Origin of the sequence: Enterococcus sp. 3C7_DIV0644 (genome assembly GCF_002141235.1) — a bacterium.
GTDB classification, from domain to species: domain Bacteria; phylum Bacillota; class Bacilli; order Lactobacillales; family Enterococcaceae; genus Enterococcus_D; species Enterococcus_D entomosocium.
This window is the reverse complement of the sequence record NZ_NGLK01000001.1, coordinates 1,081,233-1,098,980: the sequence shown is the minus strand read 5'-3', so window position 1 is coordinate 1,098,980 and position 17,748 is coordinate 1,081,233. Positions and strand designations below refer to the sequence as shown.

Here is a 17,748-nt window from a genome sequence, read left to right as displayed (position 1 = left end):
TAGATCAAATGGAAAAGGATTTAATATTTACGAGACATGTAAAAGAGAGAAAGGAGGGACCAATGGCAAACATGCAAGACGTGGCAAAACTTGCCAATGTATCTGTGACCACCGTCTCACGAGTGATCAATAACAGAAAATATGTCAATGAAGAAACAAAGCAGATTGTGCTAGAAGCAATTCAAACACTTGATTATGTACCAAATGAATTAGCACGGTCCTTTTATTACAATTCCTCAAAGATGATCGGCTTGCTGATCTATGATTTGAAAAATGATTTTTATAATCAATTTATTACCCGAATCGAGTCGCAACTGATTGAGAAAGGCTATAGTTTGATGATTGGTACCACACAAGGAAATCCTGAAAGAGAAGCCTATTTTTTGAACTTGTTTCTCGCAAATAATATTGATGGGTTGATCTTATGTACCAATCTTTGTACGCAAGGTCCATTGTTGCAAAAGGTTCTCAAATTACCTCTAGTGAGTGTGGGTAGAGTCCTTAGCGATGAAGTATCCTCCGTTTCTGCGGATAATACCTCAGGTGGACAGTTGGCAGCACAGATCTTAATCCAAAATCGTTGTCGCGAGATCCTCTTCGTTAATGGACCAAAGACATTACATTCCGTTCAAGAAAAATCAGCTGGTTTTTATTAAGTGATGGACCAATACCCAGAGATCCATGTTCACGAGGTCATACTCGATTTTGTAAATGTCACGCAAACTTCCTTTGATCAACTTTTTCGTCAATGGCCTTCTATCGATGGCATTTTTGCGGCAAGTGATTTTTTGGCAGCCTGCGCTTTACGTTCCCTTCATTCACTGGATAAAAAGGTTGGTGAAGCGATTCAAGTGATTGGTTATGAAAACACCAATGTTTGTCTTTGTACTAACCCTTTGCTTTCGTCCATCGCACGACCTTTAGAGGAGATGGTGGATTGGACGACCCAGCTACTTTTTCAAGAGGTACAAGGAGACAAAACCGCACCAAGACACGTCCTCTTGAAAAATTCATTTGTCCCAAGAGAAACGACTCAATGGAAGTGATGGGAAAAGAAGCAACCGCTTGCAGCTTTCTTTTGATTGTCTTGGGATAGCCGCAATTCTATAATGAAATGGACTGGAATAAATCCAGACTGATGAAGTTGCTAAGTGATAGGTGTTGATAGCTAGTACTATTTTTTCGAAAAAATGGTTCCGTTTACAAAAGATTCTGTAAAATAGCGAACGGTTTGAAGGATAACGCCTCAAGAAGAGTGTACCTAAAATGCGATCACAAAAACAAATTAACCTAAATGTAATAAGAAGGAGTGAATAACCATGTGGAAAGCAAACTATCATACCCACACAACTCGATGCAAACATGCACGGGATTCTGATGAAGACTATGTGATCAAAGCCATCCAAGCTGGCTTTAAGGAAATCGGCTTCGCTGATCATTGTCCCTGGCCCTTTGAGGATGGGTATGTCTCGCCCATGCGGATGGATGTTGCGCAATTGGAAGATTACGTTTCATCGGTGAAAAGCTTACGGGAAAAATATCAAGGACAAATCGATGTGAAATTAGGATTAGAGTGTGAATATTTTGAAACAATGATTCCTTGGCTAGTTGCAGAGAAAGAAAGGCTGTCGATCGACTATTTGATTTTTGGCAATCACTTTCCTGAAATCGAAAGCAATCACTATTACGACCATACACCCGGGGATTCGGTAAAAGCGATCAAAGATTATCTCCGTGTTTCTTTACAAGGGATCGAATCAGAAATTTTTGCTTATATGGCACACCCAGATGTGTTTATGCGGGGCTATAAAACCTTCGATTCCCATTGCGAAGAAGTTGCTTACCGTTTATGCGAAAAAGCCAAAGAGTATCAGCTGCCATTGGAGTATAATTTGGCGGGCTATACGAATGGTGGCTATCCGCATCCTGAATTTTGGAAGATCGCTAAGGAAGTCGGCTGCTCTTGTATTATTGGGATCGATGCCCACGAGAGTGCGGCTTTCACAAATACAGAAATTTACGAAAGAGCTCTTTTAGAAATCGATGCCTTAGGATTAACAAGGATCGATCGGCTCTTCTTTGCGTGAAGGAAAGAAAGTTGATTGTTTTGGAAATAAACATGGACGCCAGTGGGGATCACTAGCGTCCATGTTTATTAGAATTGCCATTCTTGAATTTTTTTCAAGAGTACCGCTTTGTCGGCAGCTTCCGCAAAGGAATGCTGAGCGGCAGTTTCGTTTATGAAGCGCATCTCTGATTCGGACATGTCGCAATGATGAGCCATTTGCAGGTATTCATTGGTCAATGTCGTATTTGAGACCGTTCGGTTATCGGTGTTCAAACAAAAAGGGACCTTGGCTTCCAGCCATTCTCTTAATGGGTATGCCGAGTATGTGGGAATCGCACGAGTATGAACATTGCTGGTAGGACAGCCTTCGATACAGCGCTTTTGTTCTCGAACAAACGCTTGAGCAGTGTGATCTCCTTTTAAGGCGATGCCGTGGCCAATCCGCTGCGCACCGCTTTCGATGGCTTGATAAATGTTTTGCACACAGCCGCATTCGCCTGCATGTAAGGTCAGCTGGACACTTTGGTTCTTGAGGAACACTTGATAGCTGGCAGCTAAATCAGGGACGTACCCGTCTTCTTCTGGACCTGCTAGATCAATACCGACTACTTTTTCATCGGTAAGAGCGATCGCTTCATCAAAAATCGCCGTAATAGCTGGTAGGTCTTCTTGACGCATCCCAATGACCAAAACATTGCCTTTGATTGGGTAGCGTTTTTCTGCTCGTGCGATGCCTTCGATCACGGCTTGGATGGTCTGGCTGCAAGTGAGTCCTTTGTCCATCGATAAGCTGGGGGCAAAGCGGATCTCAATATAAGCGACCCCATCTTGAGCGGCTTGTTCCATCACGTCATAGGCAGCAGCTGCTAAAGCTTCTTGTGTTTGCAAATACGGCCGAACGAAATCAAAGCAGCGAAGATAATCCCTCAGGTCATGACAATCTTTGGGGGCTTGCATCTGTGCTTTCACAGCTTCGATGTCTTGAGCGATGGGAAGCTCTTGCTGATTGGCGATGGCGATCAATGTTTCTGGACGAATGGAACCGTCGAGATGGCAATGAAGTTCTACTTTGGGAAATGCTTGGATTTGTTGTTGAGTAAGCACAGTGTTCCTCCTGTCTAGGTCGAATTTTTTTTAAGTATGAATATAGCATACTTCCAAAGCCCATGCTACCCAAAAAAGGAAATTCTCATAGAAAGCAAACCAGCAGCCGCGAATTACTTGTGCGGCTGCTGGTTTTATTGTGGGAGAGTGGCTCAAATCAACTCCGATAGATCGGTAAAAGGCAATGACAGATCATGAGCGGCTTCTTTTGAAGTAAATGCGCCCTCATAGGCGATGACCCCTTTGGCAAGGGCCTCGTTTTCTCGCAACGCTGCTAAAGGGTCTTTCGCTAGCTGCTGGGCATACGGTAATGTGGCAATGCTCAATGCGATGGTTGCCGTTTGCGGCACAGCACCCGGCATATTCGCCACTGCATAGTGAATGACTTCTTCCCGGATATAGGTTGGCTCGTCGTGGGTGGTGACTTTGTCTTCGGTCTCGAAAATTCCGCCTTGGTCAATGGCAATATCGACGATCACGGATTTTTCAGGCATCTGTTTCACCATGTCGCGGGTCACTAAGCACGGGGCTTTTTGTCCTGGCAATAAAACGGCTCCTACCACCAAGTCTGCGGATTGGATCGTTCGCTCGATATTCAAACGATTGGAATACAAAGTTTGGACTTGACCAGAAAATTGTCGATCCAGCTCTTGTAAGCGTGGGATTGAAACGTCTAAAATTGTCACTTGTGCGCCTAGACCTACGGCGACTCTCGCGGCATTCTCGCCGGCAACGCCACCACCAATGATCGTTACCCGACCTTGACGGACGCCGGGAACACCCGAAAGCAGGATCCCTTTTCCGCCATAAATTTTTTCGAGAAATTGCGCGCCAATTTGAACAGACATTCTTCCAGCGATCTCACTCATGGGAGACAGTAAAGGCAGGGTGCCGTTCGCCAGCTGGACGTTCTCATAAGCAACAGCGATCACTTTGCTGTCGATCAACGCTTGAGCAAGCTGTTGATTGGCGGCTACGTGGAAATAGGTGAATAAAACCAGTCCCTCATGCAAAAAGGGGTATTCTTCTGGTAAAGGTTCTTTGACTTTCATAACCAATTCAGAGGCCCAAACCTCTTCAACGGTAGCAATCGTAGCGCCGACTTCCTGATACGCTTGATCAGAAAAGGTTGATCCTGCACCAGCGCCTTGTTCAACGAAGACTTCGTGTCCGTCTTGGACTAACTCATAGACTCCGGAGGGCGGCAATGCCACACGATTTTCATTGTTCTTGATTTCTTTGGGGATACCGATTTTCATAGACTTCACACCTTTCTTTCTTCCATTATAATAGAAAGCGGATTCCCAAGGGGAGAAAAAAGGGTTTTTTTATTAAAAAAGTAAGATCCAGTTGCTGCTTTCGGGACGACAAAGAAAAAAGCCCCACAATGGGACTTTTTTCGAACAATCAGCTGAAGGTCCAAAAGCGTAAGCTTTGATCAGCGATTTCATCTAGTGTGTAGTAAGTAGCGTAGTGGGATTTTTCCGGATCATCATTGGGATCTAAGACAAACACTTGATCGCCCATCATTCCACCTAAGACCATGATATGGCCGCCATCTGTAAATTCCCCTGGGGTCATAGAAACGATGACGGGATGATTTTGTTGCAAGTAGGCTTCAACGCTAGCTATGTCAGTACTAAGATCATAATAGTTGTAGCCGTTTGCATCGGCAAAGTCAGAAAAAATCCGCCAGTCCGTTCCTTGGCCGTCAACGTAATAATGATCTCCTGCCCAATCAAGGACTTCCGGTGGCGTAATGTAATAGCCTTCAAGATAGGATTGAACCATCGCAAGAGAAGCGATCGCACAGCCGTTTTCTGCTAAGGTTTGGCTGCCGTCATTGCCATAGGATCTATCGGCCCATTCTTCGTTCGTCTGCAGGAAAATCGGTGTTGTGATGTCCATTTCCCCTAAGTAAGCATTGATATCTTCACTAAAAATAGCTTGAGAGTAAATATATTCGTCGTCATAACTCTCATCATAGGCAACGACGGTGTGCACGTGTTCGGACAACTCTCCGTACAACACGTGATGAGAGATTCGATTGAACCCTATCCAAATCAACACCAATCCTGCTAAAACAATCATTGGCCGACGCTTTCGATAAACATCTGTCTGTTTTTGCATTTTTCCCTCCTTGTTTTACGAATCGTACGTATTCATCCTGTTCTTTTAAGTAAAACAAAGGAGGGGGAGCTTGTCATCGGCCTACAGACCGATTCCACGATCAACTTTCAAATGCCTCTAGTTCTAAGCTAGTATGTTCCCATGCTTCTAATAGGGCTTCTTGTTCAGTGCGGGCTTGTTCTAACGCTTGATTCAACGCGGTCAATTTTACATGATCATTCAACGCTTCTGGTGCGGTCATGTCTTGTTCCAGTTGCTGGATCGTTTCTTCTATCGTGGCAAGCTCTTCTTCGATTTGGGCGACTTTTCGCTGTAAGGTTCTAACGGCTTTTTGCTGTTCTTTGCTTTGGACAAAGTTTTGCTTGCCCGCTGAGATGGTGGTTTCGGTTGTTTTTGCTTCCAACATTGCTGCGATCTCAGCTTCTTCTTGTTTCTTTTCTAAATAATAATCGTAATCGCCTAGATAGAGCTTGCTGCCGTTTTCAGACAGTTCCACGACCTTGGTGGCGATTCGATTGATAAAGTAGCGGTCATGAGATACGAAGAACAACGTGCCTTCATAATCGATCAGGGCATTTTCTAAGACTTCTTTGCTGTCGATGTCTAAATGGTTGGTTGGCTCATCCAAAATCAAGAAATTGTCATGGTCCATGGCTAATTTTGCCAAAGCGACACGGGCTTTTTCGCCACCGCTTAACAGCGTGATCGGCTTTTCAACATCTTCTCCCGAAAATAAGAAGCTGCCTAATATATTGCGAATCTCGACTTCAGGTGTGGTACTGTGGTCATCCCAAAGATCATGGAGGATCGTTTTTGTTGAGTGCAGATCGGATTGAGTTTGGTCATAGTACCCGATTGAAACATTGGCGCCAAAATGCACCTTTCCTTGAATAAAGGGGATTTTATGAATCAGCGATTTCAGTAAGGTTGACTTGCCGATCCCATTCGGCCCCACTAAAGCGATCGCATCTTTGCGACGAACATCTAAGTCGATGGGCGCCGATAAAACTTCTTCTTCAGAATAACCGATAGCGGCATTTTCTACTTGCATCACAACATTTCCTGAAGGTTTTTCAATGGAAAAAAGGAAGTGGGCGGATTTTTCATCTCCTTGCGGGCGATCCAACCGGTCCATTTTCTCTAATTGCTTACGGCGACTTTGCGCGCGTTTGGTGGTAGAGGCACGGACAAGGTTGCGGGCAACAAAGTCTTCCAGTTTATTGATTTCTTCTTGCTGCTTTTCAAAGGCTTTCCATTCGCTTTGCAGCTGTTCAGCTTTCAAGGTCAAATAGCGGCTGTAATTGCCTTTGTAGTGGCGCATTTTTTGCCGACTCATTTCGTAGACTTCGTTGACAACTTTGTCTAAGAAGTAACGGTCATGGGAAACGATCAGCAACGCACCGGCATATCCTTGTAGATAGTTTTCCAACCAAGATAACGTTTCGATGTCTAAATGGTTGGTCGGCTCATCGAGGATCAAGATATCAGGTTTTTGCAGCAGCATTTTTGCTAATGCCAAGCGGGTTTTTTGACCACCGGAAAGGGTATCGATCGGCTGTGTGTAAAAAGAAGGATCAAACTGAAAACCGTGCAAGACGGAGCGAATTTCATTTTCATAGCCATAGCCGTTTTTTTCTGCAAATTCATGTTGCAATTGATCGTATTCTTTCAGAAGATTGCCAGAGTCAGCAGCAGGATCTGCTTCGGAGATGGCGATCTCTAAGGTACGCATGCGCTGCTCCATCTGTCGAACCGTTGCAAAAGCTCCTAGCATTTCTTCCCAAACGGTGGCCTGACTAGCAAGTCCGGTATCTTGAGCTAAGTAGCCCATCGTAGCGGTCTTGTTTTTAGCGATCGTTCCTTTATCAGGACTTTCGAGTCCAGCAATAATTTTCAGCAGCGTTGATTTACCAGCACCGTTGCGCCCAACAAGCGCGATTCGGGAATTGCTGGCAATCTCTAATTGGATATTTTCAAATAAAACCTCGGCTCCGAAAAGACGGGCGATTTGGTTGGCTTGTAATAAAATCATGTGTATGTCATTCCTATCTTTAAGAAACTTGTCTGTATCAAGGTTACAATACTACAAGTCTATCATATTTTAGGGGAAACGGCGATTGGGAAAAAGTTTGATTTTACCATTATAAAATTTATATTTCAAATTATGAGCATTCAAATTGATTTTTGAACAATGTATTTGTTATGATAGCTTCATCACAAGTGAATTTTTCACAATGGGGGAGTATTCTTTGAAAGATCATCAAATTCCAAAGGCAACAGCGAAGCGATTGCCTTTATATTATCGTTACTTGCGTATTTTGCACCAAGCTGGCAAATTAAAAGTTTCTTCGACCGAACTAAGTGAAGCTGTTCAAGTTGATAGTGCGACGATCCGCCGCGACTTTTCCTACTTTGGTGAATTAGGAAAACGCGGCTATGGCTATGACGTTGAAAGCTTGATGCAGTTCTTTGCGAAGACATTGAACGAAGACCACATGACGAATGTAGCTTTAGTCGGTGTCGGAAACTTGGGGAGCGCCTTGTTGAAATACAAATTTCACCAAAGCAACAGCATTCGGATCAGTGCTGCATTTGATGTCAATGAAGATCTAGTTGGTCGAATCGTAGATGGTGTGCCGGTCTATCCAATGGATGACATGAAGGAACAAGTGAAGATCCAGCAGATCGATGTGGCTATTTTGACGGTTCCCGCACAACATTCACAAGATTTAGTGAACGAGCTTGTGAAAGCTGGCATTAAAGGAATCTTGAACTTTACACCTGCACGGATCACTGCACCAAAAGGCGTGCTGATTCAAAACGTTGACTTAACCAATGAATTGCAAACATTGATTTATTTCTTGCATTCAGGCAACGTCTTGTCCCATGAAGAACCAGTAGAAGAACCATCACTAAGCGAATAATCGCATCACATAAATAGGAACCAGCAAAACAGCTGCCAGATCGTAGTATATACAAGGATCTGACAGCTGTTTTTTGCTTTCATTCACTGAACTTACTCGTCTAACTGGTCAAAAAGTGATTCGTAAGAATCTTGCTCTTCAACGCTTGTGAGTGCTTCTTGATACCGCAAGATTTGTTGAGTCAAACGTGTGAAATCGATGATGCGGGCTTCGCGATGCACTTCTTTCCCATTTGCGAACAAGAGGACGACGGGAACCGTCAAGACCGAAAATAAACTGGCTGCTTCTGGCTCTGTCAGCGTGTTGATGGTAAATAGTGGGAGTTGTTGGGTTTGTGCCAGTGTTTGGATGCGTGGTTTGTCCGCAACACAAATACTGCAATTTGGTTGAGAGAGATAGAGTAGTGCCAACGGATGTTGGGCGAGCCTCTCTTGGATCGGTTGATTTTTTTGCATAAGTCATTCCTCCATGGAAAATGTACGCTGTTCTTGAGGAAAAGTCAAAATATCTGATAGTTGCTGATCATTTAGGTGAACAAGAAGGATTTAAAGATAAGGAAAATCTAAAGCAACGATTAAAAAAACAGACTGCTTTAAAAAAAACGTTGTATAAAAAAAGGAAAAAACGTATAGTAATTCCAGCGTTTCGAATTTATTGATAAAGAAGGTTAAAGTTATGTTTCAGGCATTACCGAATTCTGTCCTGCAAATGAGTGTTATTTTTTTATCTATCGTCATTGAAGCCTTGCCCTTTGTCCTATTGGGCTGCTTGATATCAGGTGCTTTACAAGTCTTCTTGACGCCAGAAAGAGTCACGAGACTCTTACCAAAAAACAAATTGGCATCGATCACTGTTGGTTGTGGCCTGGGGGTCTTTTTTCCTTCCTGCGAGTGTGGGATCGTACCGATCGTTAATCAGTTCGTAAAAAAAGAAGTGCCAGTGTATACGGCGTTTGCCTTTATGCTGACTGCACCGATCATCAATCCTATCGTGATTTTTTCGACATTCATTGCCTTTGGAAATTCCGCGAAGTTCGCCTTTTTGCGTGTACTGGGCAGCTTATTGGTCGCAATGGTCGTGGGGATCTGGCTGGCGTATTTTAACAAACAAGAGGTCTTAAAAACACGGCTTGCCAATCAATTAAGTGGCGGGAATGAGCAAGTAGCTCACCCACACCATCATGGGCATGATCACGCCCACCATCAAACAGAAAAGACCAGTCATCCGCTTCTTCGGCAGATTCGTCATTTGCTACAGCATAGTTTGGATGAGTTTTTCGATACTGGGCGTTATTTGATCATTGGTGCGTTGATCGCCTCAGCGATGCAGACCTATCTGCCAACTGGCTTGATGCTGACATTAGGCTCCACGAAGCTGTTAGCGGTTTTCGTCATGCTGCTGTTGGCACTGACATTATCCCTATGTTCCGAAGCAGATGCCTTTATCGGCTCTTCGTTGTTGAGTTTATTCGGCACTGGACCAGTCGTCGGTTTCCTGGTTTTTGGTCCAATGGTAGATATTAAAAACCTGTTGATGATGAAGCGGTACTTTTCGGGGCGTTTTATTGCTTCTCTGGTTGGTTTAGTCGCAATCGTCGTTTCAATTTATGCATGGGTGGTGTAAAGAATGATTCGTTTTTTGATCTTATCAGGCTATTTTGAATTAATGATGTATTTGCAAGTGACGGGCAAACTCAATCAGTTTATCAACATTCATTATCGCTATCTCGCTATTTTATCTATGATCATTTCTTTATTGTTGGCTTTGGTCCAGCTGTACTTTTGGGTCAAACAAGAGCCCGAGCATCATCATGACGACGAGCACCAGCATGGATTAGAGAAAAAATACCAACGAGTGATTGCGTATTTTCTATTAGCCTTACCGATCATCGTGGGTCTCTTTTTTCCCACCGTTAGCTTGGATACGACGATCGTTGAAGCAAAAGGGTTTAATTTCCCCCTAAGTGAAGAATCTGTGGGGGATCCAGAAATGACGACCCAATATCTGAAACCCGATACAAGTCTTTATTTTAACAAAGAAGATTATGACACTCAGATGGATGCAGCCTTGGCACGTTACGCCAAAGATGAGACGATTGCGGTAACGGAAGAAAATTACTTGGAAGTCATGGAGTTGATCTATACGTACCCGAGTGAATTCATTGGTAAGAAAATCACCTATGATGGATTTGTGTACCATGCAGATCAAGATGATGCCAATGAAATCTTTTTGTTTCGTTTTGGCATTATCCATTGTGTGGCTGATTCAGGCGTTTTCGGTTTACGGGTGGAATTGCCGCAGCAAGCGACTGCAGAAAATAACCAGTGGCTCCACGTGGAAGGGACGATCCAATCGAAGTACTATCAACCCTTCAAACGAGACTTGCCGATGGTGGTAGCAGACCAAGAGAAGACGATTGAAGCACCAGAAAACCAGTATGTCTATCGCGCTTTCTAGCTTTTTTTAAGAAAGTTCATAGAAACATCATAAACCTTTGTTATAATGAAGAAAATCTAAGCATATGTTTGTAGTTTTATCAAACGTTTAGTACAATATAGTAGGAACATATGCTAAAATCTATACAAAAGAGAGGTGTCGTGAAATGGGTTTTACAGATGAAACAGTTCGCTTTGATTTTGATGATAGCCGTAAAAAAGAAGTCAGCGAAACATTAGCTATCGTCTACCGAGCATTAGAGGAAAAAGGATACAATCCGATCAATCAAATCGTCGGTTATCTCCTTTCTGGCGACCCGGCTTACATTCCTCGTTATCGGGATGCCCGGAATTTGATTCGTCGTCACGAACGGGATGAGATCATGGAAGTTCTGATCCGTTATTATTTAGGCAATCACGGGATCAACCTATAATGAGAATCATGGGATTGGATGTTGGTTCGCGGACAGTCGGCGTGGCGGTCAGTGACCCAATGGGCTGGACAGCACAAGGGATCGAGATCATTCGCATCAATGAAGATGAAGGCAATTTCGGTTATGATCGACTTGCTGAATTGGTGAAAGAATATGAAGTCTCACGTTTTGTGGTAGGACTACCTAAAAATATGAATAATACGATCGGACCTAGAGCGGAAGCTTCTATGGCTTACGGCGCAGCGATCGAACAGCAATTCGGTTTGCCGGTCGTTTACCAAGACGAACGTCTGACGACCGTTCAAGCAGAACGAATGCTGGTAGAACAGGCGAATACATCGCGTGCCAAACGAAAAAAAGTGATTGATAAATTAGCAGCAGTCATGATTTTGCAGAATTATTTAGATGGTGCTGGGAAACAGCTGTTTTAATTTACAGAAAAGAGGAAAATAAATGTCAGAACATACACACGATCATAACCACGATCACGATCATGAAGGACATGAACACATTACTTTGATCGATGACCAAGGAAATGAAACCTTATACGAAATTCTATTAACGGTTGACGGTACGGAAGAATTCGGCCGCAACTACGTCTTGCTTTATCCAGCAGGCGTACCGGAAGAAGAAGACGTTGAATTACAAGCGTACGCTTATATTGAAAACGAAGACGGTTCTGAAGGTGAATTAGAACAGATCGAAACAGAAGCAGAATGGGATATGATTGAAGAAGTCTTCAACACATTCATGGCGGAAGAAGAAGAATAACAAGCTGCAAGTGCTGATCCTTTCCATAAGGGATCAGCACTTTTTTTGATTTTTAACGACTGTTTATTATAGAAGCAAGCCTGCTTTTTTGAAAGGAATGAGTAAAATGAATCACGTAACGATTTTTGAGCTTGAAAAGATCGCAGAAGAGCAGCTAGTTTTTGCGGTGATCATCAGCAAGTATCAAGAAAAGCTCGTCTATGTCAAACACAAAGAACGAGACACATTAGAAATACCCGGAGGTAAGCGAGAATCAGGAGAAAGCATCACAGCGTGTGCCGCCCGTGAACTAAAGGAAGAACCAGGAGCCAAGCACTTTACTCTAGAGCCGTTATTTATCTATGGGGTAGAAAAAGACGGGGAGACCGATTACGGCTTGGTGTTCGAAGCCCAGATCACGGACTTGGAGGATGAGTTGACCTCAGAGATCGAAGCAATCTATGTAAGGGCAAAGCCGCCTGTCAGTTGGACATATCCAACGATTCAGCCGTTGTTATTGGCAGAATATCTTAAACGAACAAAACAATAATTCAGCTAGTTCAAATGGAGGGCTGTCTTGAGTGGAAAAGTAAAGTAAGCCTATTTGACAGGAGTGAGCGAATGAGTTGCGTGATCCTACAATCAGGCGTAGGATAAAAATGTAAACGTTATCTTATCGGAGAGTAGGGAAAGGCATGGAAAAAATCTATCAAGCAAGTACAGCAGAAGGAGCAATTGATTTTATCAATATGCGCGATTTGGAGATCGCCGCAGAGGAAGTGATTCCTAAAGGTGGGTATGGCTATATCAGCAGTGGTGCGGGGGATATTTTTACCTATCAAGAAAATGAACGCGCCTTCAATCACAAATTGATCATTCCTCATGTCTTAAAGGACATTGAATTACCGGACACAACGTTGTCCTTTGGCGGTGACACGTTGTCAGCGCCAATCATTATGGCGCCTGTGGCTGCCCACGGCTTAGCAAATGTTGCGGCAGAGCAAGCGTCAGCCAAAGGTGTGTCACGTTTTGGCACGATCTATACGGCGAGTTCGTATGCCTCTTGTACGTTGGAAGAAATCCGAGCGGCTGGAGGTCAAGAAGCGCCGCAGTGGTTCCAGTTTTATATGAGTAAAGACGATGGTATTAACAAAGACATCTTGGCGATGGCAAAACGCAATGGCGCCAAAGCGATCGTTTTGACCGCAGATGCAACCGTGGGGGGCAATCGAGAAACGGATCGCCGCAATGGCTTCACCTTTCCGTTGGCAATGCCGATCGTTCAGGCTTATCAATCAGGGATCGGACAAACGATGGATGCCGTTTACGGCTCCTCAAAACAAAAATTAAGTCCTCAGGATGTCGCTTTTATCGCCAAAGAATCTGATTTGCCGGTTTATGTCAAAGGGGTGCAATCAGAAGAAGATGTGGAACGAGCATTAGGGGCAGGTGCACAAGGGATTTGGGTCTCAAATCACGGGGGACGCCAATTGGATGGTGGTCCAGCTTCCTTTGATTCCTTGCAGATCGTGGCTGAAGCAGTAGCAGGTCGGGCGCCGATCGTCTTTGATAGCGGGGTACGGCGAGGACAACATGTCTTTAAAGCGATTGCTTGCGGAGCAGATCTGGTGGCAATCGGTCGACCAGTGATTTATGGGTTGGCTCTAGGTGGTGCCACCGGTGTTCAACAAGTCTTTGATTTCTTCAAAAAAGAATTGGAGATGGTCATGCAGCTTGCGGGGACGCAAACGGTGGCAGATATCAAAAAAGCCGTCTTACGGGACAATCATTATTTATAAGCAATCCCTCAAAAAGCACTCGAGTCGTTGACTCAGGTGCTTTTTTCAATGATCCTTTCTGATCCTGAAGAGCAGAGCCAACAGTTCTTTTTGCCGTAAAAAGTGTATATGATTTTGAAACAATTGCAAAATCCGCTACACTTAAAAGAGACCAATAAACTAAAGGAGAGAGATTGATGATTCCAAAAATTATTCATTATTGCTGGTTTGGCGGCAATCCATTAGGTGAACAAGAAAAGAAATACATGGATACCTGGAAAAAATATTGTCCGGATTATGAGATCAAACGTTGGGATGAATCAACGATCGACCTTTCAAAATTCGGTCCTTATCTAAAAGAGGCCTATGACCAAGAAGAATGGGCATTTGTGTCAGATGTGGTTCGTTTGTATGCGTTAGTGACAGAAGGCGGTATTTATATGGATACTGATATCGAGGTGGTCAAACCTTTAGATGAGCTCTTGACACTGGAGGCATTTATGGGCTTTGAGATCGAAACCAAGATTTCTACTGGGATCATTGGAGCGGTGCCGCACCATCCCTTTATGGAAGAATGGTACCACGATTACGATGACCGAAAATTTGTCCGGGCAGAAAAAACGGAAGATGTCGTCACCAATGTGATCCGAGTGACGGAACTGCTGCAAAACCACGGATTAGAATTGAATAATCAACGACAAACCGTTAAGGGCGTAGAGATCTTCCCGCAAATGACGTTTTCACCAAAAAGCTATATCACGGGTGAGGTCGAGGAAGATCCGAGTACGATGGTGATCCATCAGTTTTCTGGCTCTTGGTTATAAAAGAGTAAGTCTATGAAAGGACGGACAGTGGGGAAAGCTGTCCGCCCTTTTTGCTTTTGCAAGGGATAATGGAGATGTGATAGAATAGCTTGATAAAAAAGGAGGCGTTTTGATGGCTATCAAACGATGTACTTTGGCAGATTTAGAAGAATTGGGAGAAATCAGCGTATCCACCTATTACGATACATTTGCTCCTTTCAATACGGAGGAAAATACTCGTATCTATCTAGAAGAAGCCTACAATCTGCCGAAACTGACCCGAGAGTTAGAAAATCCGCAATCGGCGTTTTATTTTTTACAAGAAAATGATCAAACCGTAGGATATATCAAACTTAACTGGGGTGAGGCGCAAACGGAAGCGATTGCCCCAGAGGGGTTGGAAATTGAACGAATCTATATCAAAAAAGAACATAAGCGCAGAGGCTATGGCAAAACACTGCTGCTGTTTGCTCAAGAGACCGCCAAAGCGCTGCAGAAAAAGTCGATCTGGTTAGGTGTTTGGGAATTTAACGACAATGCGTTGGCTTTTTATCATACGATGGGCTTTGTAAGAGTTGGCAGTCATTCCTTTTTTATGGGGGATGATGAGCAGACGGATTTCTTGATGCTGAAAGAACTTTGAAATCTGCCTTTGTATGAGGAATTAGAAATTACTTTCCATTTTTTTGGCAATCAAGTATAGTTAAAGGGATTGATGAAAAAAGAACGATTGGTGAAAACCATCGCTAAGGAGAGCAATTGTAAATGGAAAAACAGAGAAACGAAAGTATTTTGTCACGTTTTCTTAAAGGCGTGGTGATTGCCTTGGGCTTTATCTTGCCTGGTGTTTCAGGTGGCGTATTGGCAGCCATCTTAGGCATTTATGAGCGGATGCTGCGCTTTATGGCACATCTGACGAAGAATTTTAAAGAGAATCTCCTCTTTTTCCTGCCAGTAGGGATCGGGGGAATCGTAGGGATCGGGCTTTTATCAAAGCCATTAGAGTGGCTGCTGCAAAACTATCAAATCATCGTTTTGTGGGGCTTTGCGGGGGCAATTATTGGGACGTTACCAGCACTTGCTAAAGAATCGACCTTGAAAAGCAAACGGACAACCGGCGACCTGCTTTGGTTCTTCGGCAGTATGGTCATCGGCTTCTTGTTCCTCTATTTTATGGGCGATATCTTAGGAACGATCCCTGCCAATTTCATTGGTTTTGTGATCGCCGGCGGTCTGATCGCGTTAGGTGTTTTGGTTCCCGGCTTGAGTCCTTCAAACCTTTTGCTCGTTTTGGGCCTTTATGATCCGATGTTGAAAGGCTTTAAGAGCTTTGACATCATGGGGGTCTTTCTACCGATCGCCATTGGCGGCTTGGCAGTGATGCTGCTGTTTTCGAAATTGATGGAGTGGCTATTGAGCCATTATCATTCAAAAGTCTATCACTTCATTTTAGGGATCGTTATTGTCTCAACGATATTGATCGTGATTCCTCCGGTGGCAAACTATAGCGGCTTTACTTGGGTAACAGCCGTCATCGGAATTATCTTGTTTGTCTTGGGGGCTTGGTTAGGTCTTTGGATGAGCAAGCTGGAAGAAAAATACAAGTAAATCAAAACGGCACATCGTTTGGCGATGTGCCGTTTTTGTTAGGTAATGATTCGGGCAGCTAAGAGAAAGCGTTGGTGGACAGCCAGTAGTAAAAAGATTGGAACGTTTGATAACGATGTGATACAGGTTTAAAAACTGTTCTATTTTTGTTGAAAGATTTCCTAGTGTTTGGTATATTGTAGTCTATATAAAGAAGAATTTTTCATGTGTTACAGTTTAGATAATTGTTTGAGGTTATTGAGAAAAAGGAGGGACAAGCATGCAAGATGCGACCTATTGGGCGGAACAATTGCGGCAAGGACAAATCAGCTTTGCCGAGCGGGTGGCGATGATCGAAGAAAAAGTCAATCAACAAAATTCGCTTTTGAATGCGCTTGTAACATTTGATCCGCAAGCAGCGATCCAGCATTACGAGCAGCATCTTCAAAAAACGGTTTTTGGTGGACAACCCATGCCGTTAAAAATACTCGGCCAAACCAAAGCAGGGTGGCCAGCAACGTCAGGAGCCAAACTGTTTGCAAAAGCACGAGCCAGCCGCACGGCTCATTTTGTCTCTCGTTTAGAAGAGGCGGGCTTTGTGCCGTTAGGGCAAACCAATGCACCAGAATTTGGATTCAAAAATATCACTGATCCAACATTGTATGGGCCTACACGTAATCCGTGGAATCCTGCCTATTCAGCTGGTGGTTCCAGTGGTGGTGCGGCAGCGGCAGTGGCTTCGGGGATGTTTCCGATTGCAGGTGCCAGTGATGGCGGCGGATCGATCCGCATTCCAGCTTCCTTTAGCGGATTGATCGGTTTGAAGCCAACCCGTGGCACGATGCCAGTGGGTCCTAGTGAATGGCGCAGTTGGCAAGGCGCTTCCATCAACTTTGCGTTGACGCTTTCTATGCGTGATACGGAACAGTTGTTTTATGCGTTGCGGACGTCACAGCCGGCAGCCCCTTATCAGGCACCGCAAGTAGAATGGCATCATCAGCAAGCGAGTCAAAAACCGCGGTTGAAGGTTGCTTTTACTACCGCATCGCCGACCGGTGGACAAGTGTCTGAAACTGCCATCCAAGCAGTCCGAAGTGCAGCCGCATTTTTAGAAAAGCAGGGGCACGAAGTCATTGAAGTGGGCTATCCAGTGGATGGTCAGCAAATGATGACCACTTATTACGCCATGAATGGTGGCGAAACAGCTGCGATGTTTGCTGAGATCGATGCTGCTCGTCAAGAACCGGTCAGACGGGAAGAGATGGAATTGATGACCTGGGCACTTTACCAATATGGCAAAAAACTGCCGGCCGCCGATTACGTTCTTGCCTTGCAGTGGTGGGATCAGCTGGCAGAAAAAATGGAAGAAGTCTTTTCGACCTATGATCTCTTTTTAACACCGACGACGGCTTTTCCAGCCCCTTTGATCGAGGAAGACTTACAAAGCGATAGCATTCGCCAAAGACTGCATGAGATCGAATCGCTTGGAAAAAGTGCTGCGGGTGAGTTGATCGAAGAAATGTTTGCCAAGAGCTATACTCTGACACCTTACACTCAATTAGCCAATTTAACGGGGCAGCCAGCCATCAGCTTGCCAACTGCTCTTAGCGAGGAAGGGTTGCCGCTAGGGATCCAATTTATGGCGTCTAAAGGCAGAGAAGATCTGCTTTTCCAAGTCGGCTATTTATTTGAAACACAGCAACGATTTCTGTTGCCAAAACAAGGAAACTAAGAG

Annotated in this window: 20 protein-coding genes; 15 read left to right on the top strand and 5 right to left on the bottom strand. The window is 44.1% G+C overall.

Going from position 1 to position 17,748, the window contains the following annotated elements; all coding sequences use genetic code 11:
- The first annotated feature begins 62 nt into the window (after window positions 1–62).
- From A5877_RS17340 to A5877_RS05125, 3 genes are all read left to right on the top strand, one after another.
- Window positions 63–656 carry a LacI family DNA-binding transcriptional regulator gene (locus A5877_RS17340; protein WP_254907430.1) on the top strand — a complete coding sequence of 198 codons (594 nt, stop codon included), beginning with the start codon at window positions 63–65 and terminating at the stop codon, window positions 654–656.
- A 3-nt stretch (window positions 657–659) separates the two neighbouring features.
- On the top strand, window positions 660–1,046 hold the full coding sequence (locus A5877_RS17335) for a substrate-binding domain-containing protein (RefSeq protein ID WP_254907506.1): 387 nt from the start codon (window positions 660–662) through the stop codon (window positions 1,044–1,046).
- A 273-nt stretch (window positions 1,047–1,319) separates the two neighbouring features.
- A complete protein-coding gene (locus A5877_RS05125) occupies window positions 1,320–2,087 on the top strand; it encodes a histidinol-phosphatase (RefSeq protein ID WP_086316497.1) in 768 nt (255 codons plus the stop codon).
- 68 nt (window positions 2,088–2,155) lie between these two features.
- Here A5877_RS05125 and add read toward each other — a convergent pair whose 3' ends face one another.
- The 4 genes from add to A5877_RS05105 all read right to left on the bottom strand — a co-directional run bounded on the left by add (window position 2,156) and on the right by A5877_RS05105 (window position 7,334).
- Window positions 2,156–3,172 carry an adenosine deaminase gene (gene add, locus A5877_RS05120; protein WP_086316496.1) on the bottom strand — a complete coding sequence of 339 codons (1,017 nt, stop codon included), beginning with the start codon at window positions 3,170–3,172 and terminating at the stop codon, window positions 2,156–2,158.
- A gap of 152 nt (window positions 3,173–3,324) precedes the next feature.
- A complete protein-coding gene (gene ald, locus A5877_RS05115; protein WP_016612688.1) occupies window positions 3,325–4,431 on the bottom strand; it encodes an alanine dehydrogenase in 1,107 nt (368 codons plus the stop codon).
- 148 nt (window positions 4,432–4,579) lie between these two features.
- A complete protein-coding gene (locus A5877_RS05110; protein ID WP_086316495.1) occupies window positions 4,580–5,302 on the bottom strand; it encodes a C39 family peptidase in 723 nt (240 codons plus the stop codon).
- A 100-nt stretch (window positions 5,303–5,402) separates the two neighbouring features.
- Complete coding sequence (locus tag A5877_RS05105) at window positions 5,403–7,334, bottom strand: ABC-F family ATP-binding cassette domain-containing protein (RefSeq protein ID WP_086316494.1); 1,932 nt, start codon at window positions 7,332–7,334, stop codon at window positions 5,403–5,405.
- A gap of 217 nt (window positions 7,335–7,551) precedes the next feature.
- Here A5877_RS05105 and A5877_RS05100 point away from each other — a divergent pair, with 217 nt between their 5' ends.
- Complete coding sequence (locus A5877_RS05100) at window positions 7,552–8,226, top strand: redox-sensing transcriptional repressor Rex (RefSeq protein ID WP_005228549.1); 675 nt, start codon at window positions 7,552–7,554, stop codon at window positions 8,224–8,226.
- A 92-nt stretch (window positions 8,227–8,318) separates the two neighbouring features.
- Here A5877_RS05100 and A5877_RS05095 read toward each other — a convergent pair whose 3' ends face one another.
- Window positions 8,319–8,681, bottom strand: coding sequence for a thioredoxin family protein (locus A5877_RS05095; RefSeq protein ID WP_008380790.1), 363 nt, complete (start codon window positions 8,679–8,681; stop codon window positions 8,319–8,321).
- 220 nt (window positions 8,682–8,901) lie between these two features.
- Between A5877_RS05095 and A5877_RS05085 the strand changes: the two genes are divergently transcribed.
- The 11 genes from A5877_RS05085 (at window position 8,902) to A5877_RS05035 (ending at window position 17,745) form a co-directional block, all read left to right on the top strand.
- The gene (locus A5877_RS05085) at window positions 8,902–9,849 is read left to right on the top strand and encodes a permease (RefSeq protein WP_008380792.1); all 948 of its coding nucleotides are present in this window, start codon (window positions 8,902–8,904) and stop codon (window positions 9,847–9,849) included.
- Between the two features lie 3 nt (window positions 9,850–9,852).
- On the top strand, window positions 9,853–10,683 hold the full coding sequence (locus tag A5877_RS05080) for a TIGR03943 family protein (RefSeq protein ID WP_008380795.1): 831 nt from the start codon (window positions 9,853–9,855) through the stop codon (window positions 10,681–10,683).
- Between the two features lie 145 nt (window positions 10,684–10,828).
- Entirely contained in the window at window positions 10,829–11,095 is a 267-nt protein-coding gene (locus A5877_RS05075) for an IreB family regulatory phosphoprotein (RefSeq protein WP_005228556.1), read from the top strand.
- A complete protein-coding gene (ruvX, locus tag A5877_RS05070; protein WP_005234242.1) occupies window positions 11,095–11,526 on the top strand; it encodes a Holliday junction resolvase RuvX in 432 nt (143 codons plus the stop codon). The genes A5877_RS05075 and ruvX overlap by 1 nt, the downstream gene beginning before the upstream one ends.
- 22 nt (window positions 11,527–11,548) lie before the next feature.
- Window positions 11,549–11,866, top strand: a complete 318-nt coding sequence (locus A5877_RS05065) for a DUF1292 domain-containing protein (RefSeq protein ID WP_005228559.1) — start codon at window positions 11,549–11,551, stop codon at window positions 11,864–11,866.
- Between the two features lie 106 nt (window positions 11,867–11,972).
- Complete coding sequence (locus A5877_RS05060; RefSeq protein WP_008380800.1) at window positions 11,973–12,395, top strand: NUDIX domain-containing protein; 423 nt, start codon at window positions 11,973–11,975, stop codon at window positions 12,393–12,395.
- Window positions 12,396–12,540: 145 nt separating this feature from the next.
- Complete coding sequence (locus A5877_RS05055; RefSeq protein WP_008380802.1) at window positions 12,541–13,644, top strand: alpha-hydroxy-acid oxidizing protein; 1,104 nt, start codon at window positions 12,541–12,543, stop codon at window positions 13,642–13,644.
- 176 nt (window positions 13,645–13,820) lie between these two features.
- A complete protein-coding gene (locus A5877_RS05050; protein ID WP_010749841.1) occupies window positions 13,821–14,447 on the top strand; it encodes a glycosyltransferase family 32 protein in 627 nt (208 codons plus the stop codon).
- A 112-nt stretch (window positions 14,448–14,559) separates the two neighbouring features.
- Window positions 14,560–15,069, top strand: a complete 510-nt coding sequence (locus A5877_RS05045) for a GNAT family N-acetyltransferase (protein ID WP_016612680.1) — start codon at window positions 14,560–14,562, stop codon at window positions 15,067–15,069.
- A 122-nt stretch (window positions 15,070–15,191) separates the two neighbouring features.
- Entirely contained in the window at window positions 15,192–16,034 is an 843-nt protein-coding gene (locus tag A5877_RS05040; RefSeq protein ID WP_086316493.1) for a DUF368 domain-containing protein, read from the top strand.
- Between the two features lie 259 nt (window positions 16,035–16,293).
- A complete protein-coding gene (locus tag A5877_RS05035) occupies window positions 16,294–17,745 on the top strand; it encodes an amidase (RefSeq protein ID WP_005234274.1) in 1,452 nt (483 codons plus the stop codon).
- Window positions 17,746–17,748: the final 3 nt, after the last annotated feature.